Origin of the sequence: Dokdonella sp., from assembly GCF_019634815.1 — a bacterium.
GTDB lineage: Bacteria > Pseudomonadota > Gammaproteobacteria > Xanthomonadales > Rhodanobacteraceae > Dokdonella_A.
In genome coordinates this window covers 18124-32977 of record NZ_JAHCAP010000023.1, presented here as the reverse complement: position 1 = coordinate 32977, position 14854 = coordinate 18124, and the positions used below count along the sequence as shown (strand labels likewise).

The 14854-nt window shown below is 65.1% G+C and carries 14 protein-coding genes; 4 read left to right on the top strand and 10 right to left on the bottom strand.

Features of this window, described 5'->3' with window-relative positions:
• Nucleotides 1–11 precede the first annotated feature (11 nt).
• Genes KF759_RS11420 through KF759_RS11410 form a run of 3 tightly spaced genes read right to left on the bottom strand, consistent with a single transcriptional unit; the run spans nucleotide 12 to nucleotide 2424 of the window.
• Nucleotides 12–470, bottom strand: coding sequence for a lysozyme inhibitor LprI family protein (locus KF759_RS11420; RefSeq protein ID WP_291225592.1), 459 nt, complete (start codon nucleotides 468–470; stop codon nucleotides 12–14).
• Nucleotides 467–1954 carry a Fe-S cluster assembly protein SufB gene (sufB, locus tag KF759_RS11415; protein ID WP_291225591.1) on the bottom strand — a complete coding sequence of 496 codons (1488 nt, stop codon included), beginning with the start codon at nucleotides 1952–1954 and terminating at the stop codon, nucleotides 467–469. Before sufB ends, KF759_RS11420 begins: the two co-directional genes overlap by 4 nt.
• 23 nt (nucleotides 1955–1977) lie before the next feature.
• Complete coding sequence (locus tag KF759_RS11410; protein ID WP_291225590.1) at nucleotides 1978–2424, bottom strand: SUF system Fe-S cluster assembly regulator; 447 nt, start codon at nucleotides 2422–2424, stop codon at nucleotides 1978–1980.
• 282 nt (nucleotides 2425–2706) lie between these two features.
• Here KF759_RS11410 and KF759_RS11405 point away from each other — a divergent pair, with 282 nt between their 5' ends.
• From KF759_RS11405 to murU, 3 genes are all read left to right on the top strand, one after another.
• Entirely contained in the window at nucleotides 2707–3228 is a 522-nt protein-coding gene (locus KF759_RS11405; RefSeq protein WP_291225589.1) for a discoidin domain-containing protein, read from the top strand.
• Between the two features lie 130 nt (nucleotides 3229–3358).
• Nucleotides 3359–4411, top strand: coding sequence for a phosphotransferase (locus KF759_RS11400; protein WP_291225588.1), 1053 nt, complete (start codon nucleotides 3359–3361; stop codon nucleotides 4409–4411).
• On the top strand, nucleotides 4411–5082 hold the full coding sequence (gene murU / locus KF759_RS11395; RefSeq protein ID WP_291225649.1) for an N-acetylmuramate alpha-1-phosphate uridylyltransferase MurU: 672 nt from the start codon (nucleotides 4411–4413) through the stop codon (nucleotides 5080–5082). Before KF759_RS11400 ends, murU begins: the two co-directional genes overlap by 1 nt.
• A gap of 46 nt (nucleotides 5083–5128) precedes the next feature.
• On the opposite strand, the gene KF759_RS11390 is transcribed toward murU, so the two are convergent.
• From KF759_RS11390 to KF759_RS11360, 7 genes are all read right to left on the bottom strand, one after another.
• Nucleotides 5129–5509, bottom strand: coding sequence for a hypothetical protein (locus KF759_RS11390; protein WP_291225587.1), 381 nt, complete (start codon nucleotides 5507–5509; stop codon nucleotides 5129–5131).
• Nucleotides 5510–5705: 196 nt separating this feature from the next.
• Nucleotides 5706–8450 (bottom strand): M14 family zinc carboxypeptidase, encoded by a 2745-nt coding sequence (locus KF759_RS11385; RefSeq protein ID WP_291225585.1) that lies wholly within the window; start codon nucleotides 8448–8450, stop codon nucleotides 5706–5708.
• 82 nt (nucleotides 8451–8532) lie between these two features.
• Nucleotides 8533–10503: a right-handed parallel beta-helix repeat-containing protein gene (locus tag KF759_RS11380; RefSeq protein WP_291225583.1), complete on the bottom strand. Its 1971-nt coding sequence runs from the start codon at nucleotides 10501–10503 to the stop codon at nucleotides 8533–8535.
• A gap of 105 nt (nucleotides 10504–10608) precedes the next feature.
• Nucleotides 10609–11298, bottom strand: a complete 690-nt coding sequence (gene hda, locus KF759_RS11375; RefSeq protein WP_291225576.1) for a DnaA regulatory inactivator Hda — start codon at nucleotides 11296–11298, stop codon at nucleotides 10609–10611.
• A complete protein-coding gene (locus KF759_RS11370; protein WP_291225573.1) occupies nucleotides 11295–12467 on the bottom strand; it encodes an AI-2E family transporter in 1173 nt (390 codons plus the stop codon). The genes hda and KF759_RS11370 overlap by 4 nt, the downstream gene beginning before the upstream one ends.
• Nucleotides 12464–13021, bottom strand: a complete 558-nt coding sequence (locus tag KF759_RS11365) for a CDP-alcohol phosphatidyltransferase family protein (protein WP_291225572.1) — start codon at nucleotides 13019–13021, stop codon at nucleotides 12464–12466. Before KF759_RS11365 ends, KF759_RS11370 begins: the two co-directional genes overlap by 4 nt.
• A 4-nt stretch (nucleotides 13022–13025) precedes the next feature.
• Entirely contained in the window at nucleotides 13026–13658 is a 633-nt protein-coding gene (locus KF759_RS11360) for a DUF2066 domain-containing protein (RefSeq protein WP_291225647.1), read from the bottom strand.
• Nucleotides 13659–13791: 133 nt separating this feature from the next.
• Here KF759_RS11360 and purM point away from each other — a divergent pair, with 133 nt between their 5' ends.
• The gene (gene purM, locus KF759_RS11355) at nucleotides 13792–14829 is read left to right on the top strand and encodes a phosphoribosylformylglycinamidine cyclo-ligase (protein WP_291225571.1); all 1038 of its coding nucleotides are present in this window, start codon (nucleotides 13792–13794) and stop codon (nucleotides 14827–14829) included.
• Nucleotides 14830–14854: the final 25 nt, after the last annotated feature.

The following is a 14854-nucleotide window of genomic DNA, read 5'->3' as shown; positions in this document are numbered from 1 at the left end:
CGGAAGGTGGCTCAATCGCCTTTGTTGTAGGAACCCGCACACACTTCGCCCTCGGCAACCGGCTCAAGCCAGGCGCGCAGATCCTTGATGCGTTGGCGCGTCATCGACTCGAGCGCGCCATCGGCGCACATCGAATACGAACTTCCGTACTCAGCCTGCTTGTCCTTGGCCGGAAAGCGCGCCTCGAGTTCGGCATCGCGAAATGCAATCCACGCCCGCTGCGCGGTCTTGAGCTTGGCAACGAACACGGCGTCCTTCGCATGCGCGACGAGCACCTTGCGATAGACCTCGTTGAGTTCCCGATCGGCCGCCGCATTGCCGCCCTTGCTGGCGCAATCGGCCATGTCGGCCTGGGTTTGAGCACGATCCATGCAGTCATCAACGGCCGGCTGCGTGGTCGCATCCGCGGCAAACGCGCCGGAGGTGATGAATCCGGCAGCCAGTGCCAACCCCATCGCCGTGATCTTCATCCGATTGCTCCTTCCAGCGAGACTTCGAGCAGTTTCTTGGCTTCCACCGCGAACTCCATCGGCAGTTCGCGGAACACCTGCTTGCAGAATCCGTCCACGATCATCGATACCGCGTCTTCGGCGCCGATGCCGCGCGAGCGGCAATAGAACAACTGGTCGTCGGAAATCTTCGATGTCGTGGCCTCGTGCTCGACGATCGCGCCGGGATTCTTGACTTCGATGTAGGGGAAAGTGTGCGCACCGCATTGCTTGCCGATCAGCAGGCTGTCGCACTGGGTGTGGTTGCGTGCGCCGCTGGCGCCCTTCTCCACCTTGACCAGACCGCGATAGGTGTTCTGGCCACGACCCGCGCTGATGCCCTTGGAGACGATCTTCGACTTGGTGTTCCTGCCCAGGTGAATCATCTTGGTGCCGGTATCGGCTTGCTGCCGATGATGGGTGAGCGCGACCGAATGGAACTCGCCCACCGAATCATCGCCGCGCAGCACCACGCTCGGGTACTTCCAGGTGATCGCCGAGCCGGTTTCGACCTGGGTCCAGACGATGCGCGAGCGCGGGCCACGGCAATCACCGCGTTTGGTGACGAAGTTGTAGATGCCGCCGACACCGTTCTCGTCGCCCGGATACCAATTCTGCACGGTCGAATACTTGATGCTGGCATCATCGAGCGCGACCAGCTCGACCACCGCCGCGTGCAACTGGTTTTCGTCACGCATCGGCGCGGTGCAGCCTTCCAGGTAGGACACGCTGGCGCCTTCCTCGGCGATGATCAGGGTGCGCTCGAACTGGCCGGTGTGGCCGGCGTTGATGCGGAAGTACGTGCTCAGCTCCATCGGGCAGCGCACGCCCTTGGGGATGAACACGAAACTGCCATCGGAGAACACCGCGGAGTTGAGCGCCGCGAAATAGTTGTCGCCCTGCGGCACCACGCTGCCCAGATACTTTTGCACCAATTCCGGATGCGTGCGGATCGCCTCGCTCATCGAGGAGAAAATCACGCCCACCGCAGCCAATTCCTTCTGGAAGGTGGTGCCGACCGATACCGAATCGAATACCGCATCGACCGCGACGCCAGCGAGCTTGGCGCGTTCGTGCAGGGGCACGCCGAGCTTGTCGTAGGTTTCCAGCAGCTTGGGATCGACCTCGGCGAGCGACTTGGGCTGCTTCTTGGGCCGCGAAAAATAGCTGATCGCTTGAAAATCGATCGGCGCAATGCGCAGCTTGGCCCACTGCGGCGACTTCATCGTCAGCCAATGGCGATAGGCCTTGAGCCGCCACTGCGTCATCCATTCCGGCTCGCCCTTGCGCTCGGAAATCGCGCACACGATGTCTTCGGACAGGCCCGGCGGCAGGCTCTCGCTTTCGATGTCGGTGATGAAACCGGCGTCGTAACGGCGGTTGAGCGCGGCCTCGACTGCGGCATTGCCGCGGCTTTCGGGCTGCGCGCGCGCGGCGAATGCAAGGTCGGCGGGTTGGGTGGCCATCTGCGGGCTTGCCTTGTGTGGATTCATGCAACCGCGACACGCACCGGAATCGAACCGGTACGGCGCGCTGCGGGCTTGGTCATCTCGGCCAAAGTCACGCTCGCCAAGGCATCGGCGATCGCACTGTTGATGCGCTGCCAGTTCACGCGCACGCCGCAATGCGATTCGTGGTCGCAGGAGCCGCTGCGGGTGCTGCATTCGGTCATGCCGATCGGGCCTTCCATTGCAACCACGATGTCGGCGACGGTGATCTGCGCCGGATCGCGCGCGAGCCGATAGCCGCCGTTGATGCCGCGCGTGGACAGCACCAGGCCGGCATGGGCGAGTTGCTTGAGCAACTTGCTCACGGTCGGCAGCTCCAGTCGCGCGCGTTCGGCCAGCACCTGCGCACTCAGGACCTCGCCCGCCCCATCGACGAGGCAGGTCATGACGACGGTGGCGTAGTCGGTGAGTTTGCTGACGCGGAGCATGGAAGCGGCTCGAACTGGCCTAAACAGGACCAAAATTGTACTGTTTGCCCCGAGCCGGGTCAATTTTTTCCGCACCAAAGCCGCGCCCCGCGGAGGCTTTCTCGTCGCACGCAGAGCGAGCCGACGCTGGCGGACTTCGGGATCAGCCTGCCGTGATCGTCCGCATCACCGCCCTGCTCCGCCGCAGCCGCATTGAATCTTACGGCCTCGCTTCCATATTCGGGACAGGAGCAGTGCATTCCGGATGGAACCCCGCCCAGACACCGTCTTCGAGGAATTGCCATGTCCCTTGCCTTGCCATTGCGCACCATCGTTGTCGCGTCCTTGCTGCTCGCCACGCCCTTGCTCCCCGCCCAGTCCTTCTTCAACGCCGCACTGAACAAGCCCGTCACGGCCCATTTCGACACGGTGGCAGGCGCGCCGGAAAACGTCGTCGACGGCGACAACACCTCAGCATGGTGGACTTACCAGGGCCAGTTCAGTGAGCTCGGGTTCACCGTCGATCTGGACGGCGTATTTCGCATCGATCAGCTCGTGATCCGGCCGCTGCAGACTGAACACATCGAAATATTCGCTTCGATGGACGCCGCCGAATGGACCTTGCTGCATCAGGCCACCGTGGGCTACTACACGGCGCCGGTCATTAGCCACGATCTGCCAGAACCGGTGATGGCGCGCTATCTGCGCCTTCGCTCGGACAATAGCCAAGCCGGCTATGTCGGCCTGTTGGAGATGGAAGCCAACGGTCTGGACGCGATTTTCGGCGATGACTTCGAAGCGGTCGACGTGCGCTCCGACACCTGACCGCGATACAGGATTGGGCCCTTGGCGCCACCAGCCGGACTTGCAGTCGTGGCAATGGCGAGCTCGGCAAGCCCGGGCTGGTGCGGGGCCTGGCTTGCTAGACTGAATCGACCGATATCCGGGGCAAAACGTGAATACCGACCCGCAACGCAGTGAGGCCCGCCGTCGATTCCTGGCTCATGCGCTGGGCAACGACCGCTTCACGCTCGCGCCGGCTTCAGCCGATGCGAGTTTTCGCAGCTACTGGCGCGCGACGCTCGCCGACGGGTCGACGCGCGTGCTGATGGATGCGCCGCCGGGACAAGAAGATCTCGCGCCCTGGCTCGACATCGGCGCGCGCCTGCGCCGCGCGGGCCTGCATGTACCGTGCGTCGATGCGGTCGACCCCGCGCAGGGCTTCGTGTTGATGGAAGATCTCGGCCGTCGTGATTTCCTTGGCGCGCTGGATGACAGCAGCGTCGATGCGCTTTACGGCGATGCGCTCGATGCGCTGCTGCGCATGCAGACTCATGTCGACACCGGCGGCCTGCCACGTTTCGATGCGACCTTCGCGCGGCAGGAACTCGAGCTCATGCCGAGGTGGTTCCTGCGCGAGCACCTCGGTCACGCGCCCGATGCCGACGAAGCAGCCGTGGTAACGCGCAGCTTCGAGTGCCTGATCGAGGCCGTACAGGCGCAGCCGCTGGCCTTCATGCACCGCGACTACCACAGTCGCAACCTCATGCTGTGCAGCGAACGACACGGCAGCGATGCCGGGGTGCTGGCCAATCCAGGCATCATCGATTTCCAGGGCGCGATGAGCGGACCGATCAGCTACGACCTCGCTTCCCTCTTGCGCGATTGCTACATCCACTGGACTGCGGAACAGATCGAAGGCTGGCTCGAAGCCCATCGCCAACGTCTGCTGCAAGCGCACCTGCTCGACAGCCACACCGATGCCGCGCGCTTTCGCCGCTGGTTCGATCTCACCGGGCTGCAACGCCATCTCAAGGTGCTCGGGATCTTCTGCCGCCTGCACTACCGCGACGGCAAGTCGCAATACCTGGGCGAATTGCCACGCGTGTGGCGCTACGTGCTCGAAGTCGCGCGCGCGCACCACGAACTGGCCGCGCTCGCCGATCTGCTCGAACGCGCGCTCGGCAATCGCGACATCACGCGACCGCGCACGGAAGCCGCGCCATGATCCGCCGCGCGATGATCTTCGCCGCCGGTCGCGGCGAGCGCATGCGACCGCTCACCGATGCGACGCCCAAGCCGCTGTTGCGCGTGCGCGGCAAGATGCTGATCGAACACCATCTGGAAAAGCTCGCCGCGATCGGCGTGAGCGATGTCGTGATCAACATCTCGCACCTCGCCGAGCAGTTTCCCGCCGCGCTCGGCGATGGCAGCCGCTGGGGTCTGCGCATCCTCTACAGCGACGAAGGCCCCGTGCCGCTGGAAACCGGCGGCGGCATCAAGCACGCGCTCGCCCTGCTCGGCGCTGCGCCCTTCATCGGCGTGAGCGGCGACATCCTCAGCGACTTCGACTATGCGCGCCTGCCGGCCGAGCCGACTGGCCTCGCGCATCTGGTGATGGTGCCCAATCCCGACTTTCATCCGCGCGGCGATTTCTGGCTCGATGGCGGAGAGCTCAACGAAGACGAGCGCGGTGAACGGCTGACCTTTGGCAACATCGGCGTGTATCGGCCCGAGCTGCTCGCCGACCAGCCGGATGCGCGTTTCAAGCTGCTGCCGATGTTCCAGCGCGCGATGCGCGAGCGCCGCCTGTCGGGCGAGCGCCACGATGGCTGGTGGAGCAATATCGGAACCCCCGAACAACTTCGCGCCGCGGACCGGCATGCGAAAGCGGGGTGAGCCGATCGGCTCACCCCGCTTTCATGCGTGCAACGATCAAACTTGCTTATTCGGTATCGGCCCAGGTGCGATCCGCATCGCGGTCATAGTGCAGGGTGAGCTTGGAGATCGAGCACAGGTCGAGCCCCGACCAGATCGCCTCGTCACCGTCGTCGTAGGTTACCTTGAGGTCCCAGCTGCAGCCCTTGGCGCCCCGTTCGAAATGAATATCGACGCGCTCGCCATTGGCGAGTTGGTCGCGCCCAAGCACGTCTTCTTCCCAATCATCGGTCTTGGCCGAACTGACATAGACCTCGTTGATCGCATAGCCGGTCTTGTTGACCATCGAGAAATCGAGGTCTTCGGCCATCACCGTGCCAGCGCCCGCAAAGCAGATGCCGCCCAGAATCAAAGCCGCGAAAAGGCGGCCGGTACGCGCAAGATTCATCAAACCACCCCTGAAGTTGAATGCCATTCGTGCGAAATGCACGCACGAAGCCGCAAGCTTGCACGGCGCGGCGAGCATAGCCGAGCGCGTCGCAGCCCGCATGCCCGTCCGCGGCAAGTTCATGCAAAGCCCGCGCACCAACCTGCCACGCTGACGACGCACTCCGGGTCGCCACGCGCCAAGTCGGCTGGACGGCTCAAAGGCTGTCGTAGTGGGTCAGTGCGTTGAGCAGCAGGGCGTAGTTGCCAACCGTGATGCCGCGCCACACTGGATTGTTGGCAAACAGCAGCACATGGCCGCGGCCGTAGCGGGCATCGACCACTGCCGCGCGGCCCGCCATTTCCTTGCCGCTATCGAGCAGACCCGCAACCAGCAGCACATGTTCATCACCCCAGCGCACGATCACCTTGGGCCGCTGCGCGGGCGGGATCACGTTGGGATTGTTGCGTTCCTGTTCGGCATTGAGCGGCAGCGCTTCCCAGGGCTTGGCAAACGGCAGCACCGGCGGTGCATCGAAGGCACGGCCTTCGGGGATGTCCTCATCGTGCAGACCGCCGCGTCCGGTCGGCCGCTTGTAGTCCTTGGCGTTGGGCAGGCCGTGATCGCCGCCGACGAGATTGCTCACCTGAAACGACAGGCCGTTGGCGCTGTACATCGAAAACGGCTTGTCGTAGCCGACCGTGATCGGACTTTCGCTGTCCACCCGCTGCGCAGCGAGCAAGCTGCCGACCACGCGCAGGGATTTCTTCGGTACCACCGATACGCCGGGCGCCAAACCCACGTCGATCGCCCAGATGGCGGTGTCCTCACTGGTGACGAGCAGGCCGCCGTCACTGACGAAGCGCTTGAGTTTGGCGAGCCCCTGCGTGCCCAGCCCCGGACGCATGTCATCGGTCGCATCGATCGAACCGAGATTGGGCGTGAGCGCGGTCTTCTTCCACGGCAGCGCGTTGCCGTACATCGGCATGCCATCGACGATCTGGCGCGTATCCCTGGCACCGACCGGCGCGAACAGGATCACGTCGTACTTGCCGCGCAGGCTGGCGATCTTCGCCACGTCCTGCGTGCTGATGTAGTCGTATTTCACGCCGAGCTTGTCGAGCGCCATGCGCCACCAGCCTTCGGTCTGCGTCGACAGCCAGGTGTGCAGGATCGCAATGCGTGGAAGCTTGCCGCTCACGCCGAGCGTGGCGGGACTGAGCGCCGGGACCTCGATGGTGTCGACGCGCTGCATCGGCACCGCGAGCACGGCGGCATCGGAGACGCGCGCGAGATCGACGCCGAAGCTGTCGCCGAGCGACCAGCCGGTGTCGTCGTAGGGCCGCTTCTGCGGATCATCGGGCGCCCAGTACTGGCGATCGAGCAAGGTGTCGGCGATGCGCGAATACGGCTGATCCATGCGCACGATGTAGCTGCCCGCGGGAAACTGTCGCGGTGCCTGCTGCAGTTGTTCGGGCTTGCGCGGCGGCGGCGCGTCCGGGCCGCTCGGCTTCTTCCACGGCAGCGGCGTGCGCACGCTGAAGGCTGCGCTGGCGCGATGGATTTCAACATGCTGGGCACGCAGCACGCGCAGCAATTCGGCTTGCGGCCCCTTGCGCGCATCGTCAGCGGAAAACACATACGCGGCCGGCCCTGCCTCCTTGGGCTTGGCAATCGAGCGCTTGCCCTTGAGCCAGAAGTTGCGCAGGAAGGTCTGCCGGTTGGCGACGAAATAATCGAGCGCGGTGAGCAGGCCCGCCTGTTCGTAATTGTTGTTGTTGCGCTGCGACCACAGCACCTTGGGCAAGGGCGGGTTGGGCCGGTACCAGGTGCGCTCGTACTGCGCGGGCGTGAGGATGCGCTCGACCGTGTCGGCGCCCGCATTGCCGAACGTTTCGTACAGGCGACTGATGCCGTTGTGCATCGCCGCCATGAACATCATGTAGCCGGGGCTCCAGGTGTCGAAGCCGCCATGCGTGTAGACACCGGGCAGGCCAAGCTTGGTGAGCTGCTCGACATTGTTCCAGCCCAGCTGCTGCCATTCGTTGACGAGGATCGGATCGATCCAGGCGTTGTACGGTCCGTCGCCAACGGTGTTGTCGTAGAGGAAGGGCACCGATTCGTGCAGGTCATGCAGCACCTGCGCATGCCAGCCGAGGTAGGTGTCGAGCACGTTGCGGCTGAGATTGAGCGACAGGCCAAGCGCATCACGGTTGTTGTCGTGGGCGACGTAGTGGCCCCAGTAGATCAGGCGCGGGTACTGCTTGTCGGGATTGGCCTTGTGCCAGCGATACAGATCGACCATGCGCTCGCGGCCATCGACCTCGACCACCGGCGTGATCACGGTGATCAGCTGCGAGCGGATGCGTTGGATGTAAGGCGCGTCATCGACCGCGAGCCGGTAGGCCAATTCCATCAGCGCGGTCGGTGCGCCGGTCTCGGTCGAATGCATGGTGCCGGTGATGTAATAGACCGGCGTGGTCTGCGCGATCAGCGCCTCGGCCTTGGCATCGTCGAGTCCGAGCGTGCGCGGATCGGCCAATTGCGCGAGCCGCGCGCGATTGGCATCCAGATCGGCAAGCAGCTTCTCGTCGGCAATTGCCACCGCGATCATCTCGCGGCCTTCCTCGCTGCGTCCGGCCGTGAACACGCGCACGCGCGGCGTGGCGGCGGCGAGCATGCGGAAGTAGCGATGCACGTCGGCGGTGTAGGGCAGGAAATCCGGCGCCCCGGCGACATCGCCGAGCACCCTGGCCGGCGTGGGCACGCTGGCCGAAGCCGGCAGGTAGTCGGTTAGAACCGTGTTGAAGCGCGGCTGCGTGGTGTATTGGGCGATCTTCGCCGTGTAGTCAGCATCGATCGCCTGACCCGGATCGCGTGCGAAATGCTCATCGGCCTGCGCGGCGGACACGCCGCAGGCAAGCATCACGCCCAGTGTCAGCAACAGAGTTCTTGCGCGCATTGCGGCTCCCCTTGATCAGCCAAGCCGGCACCATAACCAAGTCGGCAAACCCGTGCCCCTGCCGCCGGTCATGGCTGGCGCATCAGCCTTCGAAGCCGCTGGCAAAGACCAGGTCGTCGAACTCGAATGCGCCGATATCGGGCGCACTGCCGATGTAGCCATCATTGATGCCTGCCAGAACAAGGCCGTGGTCGATCGCGGGGCTCGTCGGCAACAGCCGCAGGTCGCCGCTTGCAGGTGCCACCAGTTGCGGCGGCGCGGAAACCCCGTTGAGTTCAAGGCCGGTGGCATTACGCAGCGCCACAAGATCCGCATACGGCGTGCCCATCCAGCGCACGAAGCGGCTCGCATCACTGGTGTGCAGCAGGTCGTAGTCGGCATCGACCATGACCGGATTGACCTTGACCCAGACATCGCGCGAGGCAACATACAAATTGTTGCGGCTCGTGAGGCTGGTGCTCGCGCCGGGGTTGAGCAAGTACAACGCCTCGGTCGCCGGTGCGCTGGTGGCGATGGTGTTGTGGTACATCAGCAGCGGCCCGACCGCCTGCGCATAGCCGCTGTTGATTTTGAGGAAACTCGAGAGGTAGCCATCGATCTGGCTGGTGCGGGCATTGCCGAGGTTCCAGGCGACGTTGCGCAGGATCCAGGTCGGCCCGGGCGCCGCGGGCGCGACCGAAACGCCCATGTGCGCATCGCTGATGCGGTTGGCGAAGATGCGCACATTGGCGCAGTAGCCATCGGCCTCGATCGCATCGTCGTTGATGTGCTCGAACGTGTTGCGGTAGACATCGGTTTCATTGGTGAATGCAGGCGCAGGGGCCTGCGAACCACAGGGCGCGAGTCCGTCGAAGCTGCCGTCGATGTGGTTGCGGCGGATCACGTTGCCGCGCCCGATCTGATCGGTCAGCGCGATCGAACTCTTCTCGGCAAAGCTCGCCTTGGTCACCGGCCACGGCCAGGAAACGATCGAGGTATCGCTGAACTGGTTGTCCTCGATGCGGTTGCGCGAACCGCCCTTGGCCCAGACCGCCGAGCTGCCGATGTCGATGAAGCGGTTGTTGCGCACGATGCAATCGTCGCCGTAGCGCAGGTAGATGCCCTTGCCGTATTCATCGGCCCCGTAGTTGCGGAACTCGAAGCCTTCGATGCGCACGAAGGCGCGGCCATCGAGCGTGAAGCCGGCGCCCAGATCGGCAACGTGCAGGACGTGCACGGCCGGCGTACTGCCATCGGCGAACTTCACGCTGAGCTGGCGATTGCCCGGCTCGAAGAAGAAGCCGCCCGGTGCACCTGCAGCGAACGCCTGCAGGTCGCCCGCGCTGGCATAACGGAACAGCCGCCCCTGCTCGCTCACGACGTGACCGGTATCGAAATCGAGCGTGGTGCGGTAGACGCCATTGCCCAGCGCCGCCCAGGTCGCGTCGGCAGGCAGTACGCGCGCGCCATCGAGCAACACGCCAGCGCCCTGGCCGCGAAACACGATCGGCTGCGCGGCCGACCCCGATCGCGGCAGGCCCACCGCCTCGTGATACAGCCCGGGAGCAACCCGCACGAGATCGCCCGGCTGGGCGAGATCGGCCGCACGCTGGATGCTGCGCAGTGCTGTCGCCGGCGTCAGGCCGTCATGGGCATCGTTGCCACTCGGCGCGACGTGCAGGCTGCGCAAGCTTGGTTCGACCAGTACATCGGCACGTGTCGTTGCGTTCGCGGTCTGCGTCGCAACGCCACTCACGCCATCGGCGTCGGCGAGCGTGGCGCGAATCTCGTAGGCGCTGCCGGCCTGCAGATCGAACAGGCTGCCGACAAAGTGATTCGCATCCACGCGCAGCAAGGGCTGGCCAGCACGAAAGGTGGCCTCGCCCACGCGCCGCCACTGCAGGGAAACACCCGCATTGCGGTTGGTATCGCCACTGATCGTCGCGGTGACACCCGCGGTTTCGAAATTGGCGTAAAGCTCGAGTCCAAGCCAGCCTGCAGCGTTCTGCGCGCGCGTCGCTGTCGGCGCGAGTGACGCGGCCAGCAACACCATCGCCGACGCGGCGGATCGCATGGCAAGGCGCATGGTCGGCATGGACGACATCCACAAACCGGATGCCACAGCGTACTGCGCAACCCGCGGGAAAAGCTTGCGCGAGCGCACAAGCCGGTCGTCCGCTCAGTCGACCAGACTGCGCAGGAAGGGCACGGTGACGCGGCGCTTGGCCGCGAGTGCGGCGCGGTCGATGCGTTCGAGCAGGTCGAACAAGGTGGCGAGGTCGCGCTTGCGGCGCGTGAACAGCCAGTCGAGTGCGGCTTCGTCGAGTTCGATGCCGCGCTCGCGCGCGCGGTCGCGTACGAGGCTGCGCCGCTCGACTTCATCGAGTGGCTTGAGCACGACCTGGGTGCAGGCTGACAGGCGTGACTCCAGATCCGGCAAACCGATGCCGAGCTGCGTTGGCGGCGCGCTCGCGGCAAACAGCAGGACCGTCTGTTCGGCACGGCAACGGTTGTAGAGATCGAACAACGCGTGCTCGGCGGCAGGATGTCCTGCAATCGCATCGAAATCATCGAGCGCGAGCAGGTCGCTGCCGCCACAGCCGCGAATCGCCTCGACGCCATCATCGCCAAGGCGTGCGAGCGGCAGGTACTGCGCGCTGCGTCCTTCGGCCTGTGCCGCCGCACAGGCGGCAACCAGCAAATGACTGCGCCCACTGCCGGATGGCCCGGCCAGAAACAACCATGTTCGATCGTCGCCAGCGGCGACGCGCGTGACCAGATCGAGCGCAACCGCATTCGGGCCGGCAACGAAACTCGCCAAACGCTGGCGCGCAGGCCAGCGCCAGACCAGCGGCAACTGCGCATTCATGCCGACGGTGGACCTTGGGGCACATCCCGACTGGGCAGGCGCTCGGCCGCGGCGGCGACTTCGGCGGACTGGGTCGAAACGATGATCTTCGCCTGATCCTGCGAGGTGTAGAGCGCGCTGTCGGTGTAGCGCTCATGGATGTAGCGCAGGATCACCAGCACCACCGAGGCCACCGGCAAGGCCAGCAGCACGCCGAGGAAACCGAACAGTTCACCACCGGCCAGCACCGCAAAGATCACCGCCACCGGATGCAGGCCGATCTTGTCGCCGACCAGCTTGGGCACGAGCACGTAGCCTTCGAGCAATTGGCCGATCACGAACACGCCGAGCACGAGCAGTACGTGCGTCATGTCCTGGTATTGCACCAGCGCGGCGATCACGCCCATGAGCACGCCGGCGATCGCGCCCAGATACGGCACGAAACTGATCAGGCCCGCAATCATGCCGATCAAGGGCCCGACGCTGATGCCCGCCAACCACAGCGCGAGCCCGTAGAACACGCCGAGCACGATCATCACGCTGATCTGCCCGCGCAGGAACGCACCGAGCACCTGGTCGGATTCGCGCGCCAGGCGCGCGACGATTGACTCGACCGAACGCGGCAAGAGTTCGTGCACGCGCGCGACCAGCACGTCCCAGTCGCGCAGCAGGTAGAACGACACCACCGGGATCATCACCAGATTGAGCACCATGCCGATCAGCGCCATGCCCGACTTCGACACCTTGGCGACCACGGTCGCGGCCACGCCGCCGGCCTCGCGCCAATGCTGCTGCAGGGCATCGAAGATGCGCTGGGTGTCGAGCACCTCGGGCGAGACGCCGAAGTGCTCCTGCAGCCACGGCGTCGCATGCATCTGCAGCCACGCCAGCCACACCGGCAACTGGGCGAGGAAACTGCCGATCTGGCGCTCGATGAAGGGCACCAGCACGAGCAGGATGCCAGCCAGACACAAAGTGGCAACGAGGAACACGAGGATGACCGCGAAGGTTCGACCCAAGCGCTTTTCGAGTCGATCGACCACGGGATCGAGCAGGTAGGCAAACAGTGCCGAGACCGCGAACGGCATCAGCACCGGCTTGAGCCAGTACAGCACCAGTCCGACCGCACCGATCAGGATCAGCCATTGCCAACGCAGATCCAGACCGCGTCGTGTTTGGATTTCGCTCAAGGGATTCTCCGCTTGCGCAACTCGGCGCGACGTGCCCAGATGATGACGTAGTGCAGGCCGCTGACGACGGTGAGCCCGGCCGTCAGTGCGATCAGGGCCAGGTCCAGCTCGCGCATGCTCGGCATCAAGTCGGCGCGATGCGCCAACTGGTACAGCACGAACACGATCTGCACCACCGTGGTCCATTTCGACAGGCGCGTGGGCGCGGCATCGAAGCGCCCGATCAACGCATGGTAGGCGATCGCGCCGGCGACGATCACCAAATCACGCACCACCACCAGCACGGTCAGCCACGGGGGAATCGCACCGACCATTGCCAGCGTGATGAAGCATGCGGTGAGCAGCAGCTTGTCGGCGAGCGGATCGAGCATGCCGCCGATCCAGCTCTGCCACGCAAAGCGCTTGGCCAGGAGCCCATCGAGCGCATCACTGAAGCCGGCCACGGCCGCAACCAGCAATGCTGCGGGGTAGCGCTGGTCGAGGATCAGCAGACACAGGGGCACCACCAGCGCGATGCGCAGTCCGGTGATCAGATTGGGCAGATGGCGCAGCATCGCATCATGGCTTGAGGACCAGCGTAGCCTCGGCATCGGTACCGGCGGCGGCGCCCTGCTCGACCTCCAGCATGCCTTTGCCGGACACCGCATCGAGAAATGCGGCGAGACCGCCGGCCAGTGTCAATTGCATCAGCACGCCGTCATCGTGTGCGAACAGTGGTCGGCTGTCGCGCACCGCCGGATCGTGGGCGAGGAAACCAGCCACGCGCAGCCAGTCGTCGGCGTTACGCAGTCCGCCAATCCAGACCCTGGCCTGACTGGTACCGGCATTGGCCGTGGGCGCGGCGGCACGCAGACCGAGCTGGGCAAGCATCGCATCGACCGCGCCGCGATCGAACTGCGCGACCAGTTGCAGCGGCGCGGCGCCGCTGCTGTTGCGTTCGTAGCCGTATTGCAGGACATAGCGACTGGCCTGCGCCACCGCACTGGCGACATCGGCGCGCGACAGGATGGTGGCGTCGGCGGTCTGCTCGATCACCACGTTGGCGAGCGCGGTCTTGAGTGCCGCGGCACGTTCATCCTCGCCCTGTCCATTGACCGGCGCGATGCCGGTGTAGGTCTCCGGCGCGGCGTGCACGAGGCGCGCCAACGCCAGCAACGCGAACAGTACGAACAGGCACGGCAAGCGAGACATCGACACGCGGGATGACCTTGGTCAACAGGGGCAAGGCAAGTCTGCCCAAAGCGCGCGATCGCGTCCAATCCGGCGCGGCCGGAACGGCCGGAGCGAATGCTAGACTAGCCGGCCGCGAACGACACCCACCGCCATGGCCACGCCTTCAGAATCCCTGAGTTACCGTGCTGCCGGCGTCGACATCGATGCCGGCAACGAAGTCGTCGAGCGCATCAAGCCGCTGGTCAAGCGCACCTTCCGCCCCGAAGTCATGGCTGGCCTCGGCGGCTTCGGCGCACTGTTCGAACTGGGCGGCCGCTATCGCGAGCCGGTGTTGGTCTCGGGCACCGACGGCGTGGGCACCAAGCTCAAGCTCGCGCAAATGCTCGGTCGCCACGACAGCATCGGCATCGACCTGGTCGGCATGTGCGTCAACGACGTGCTGGTGCAGGGCGCCGAGCCGCTGTTCTTCCTTGATTACTTCGCCACCGGCAAGCTCGATGTCGACACCACCGTTGCCGTGGTCGGCGGCATCGCGCGCGGCTGCGAACTGGCCGGCTGCGCACTGATCGGCGGCGAGACGGCCGAAATGCCCGACATGTATCCGGCCGGCGAATACGATCTCGCCGGTTTCACGGTCGGCGCGGTGGAAAAATCCGCGCTGATCGACGGCAGCCAGATCGAAGCGGGCGACGCGATCATCGGCATCGCCTCCAGCGGCGCCCATTCCAACGGCTATTCGCTGATCCGCAAGATCCTCGCGCGCGCCGGCAACCCCTTCGACCTCGATCTGGGCGGTACCCGCCTCGCCGATGCCCTGCTCGCGCCGACCACGATCTACGTGAAACCGATCCTTGCCCTGCTCAAGCAGCAGCCGGTGCGCGGCATGGCCCACATCACCGGCGGCGGGCTCAAGGAAAACATCATTCGCGTGGTGCCCGGGAATCTCGGCATCGCGCTCGATGGCCAGGCGTGGAAATGGCCGTCGCTGTTTGACTGGCTGCAGCGCGAAGGCAAGGTCGCGCGCGATGAAATGCTGCGCACCTTCAACTGCGGCATCGGCTACGTGCTGATCGTGCGCCGCGATCAGGCCGGCCACACGCTCGACGCGCTGGAAAGGCTCGGCCTGGCTGCATGGACGATCGGTGCCGTCGAAGCCGCACGCGGCGACGAGCGCGTGCACATTTCCTGAGACAGACCGGTATTCCGGCGTGGTC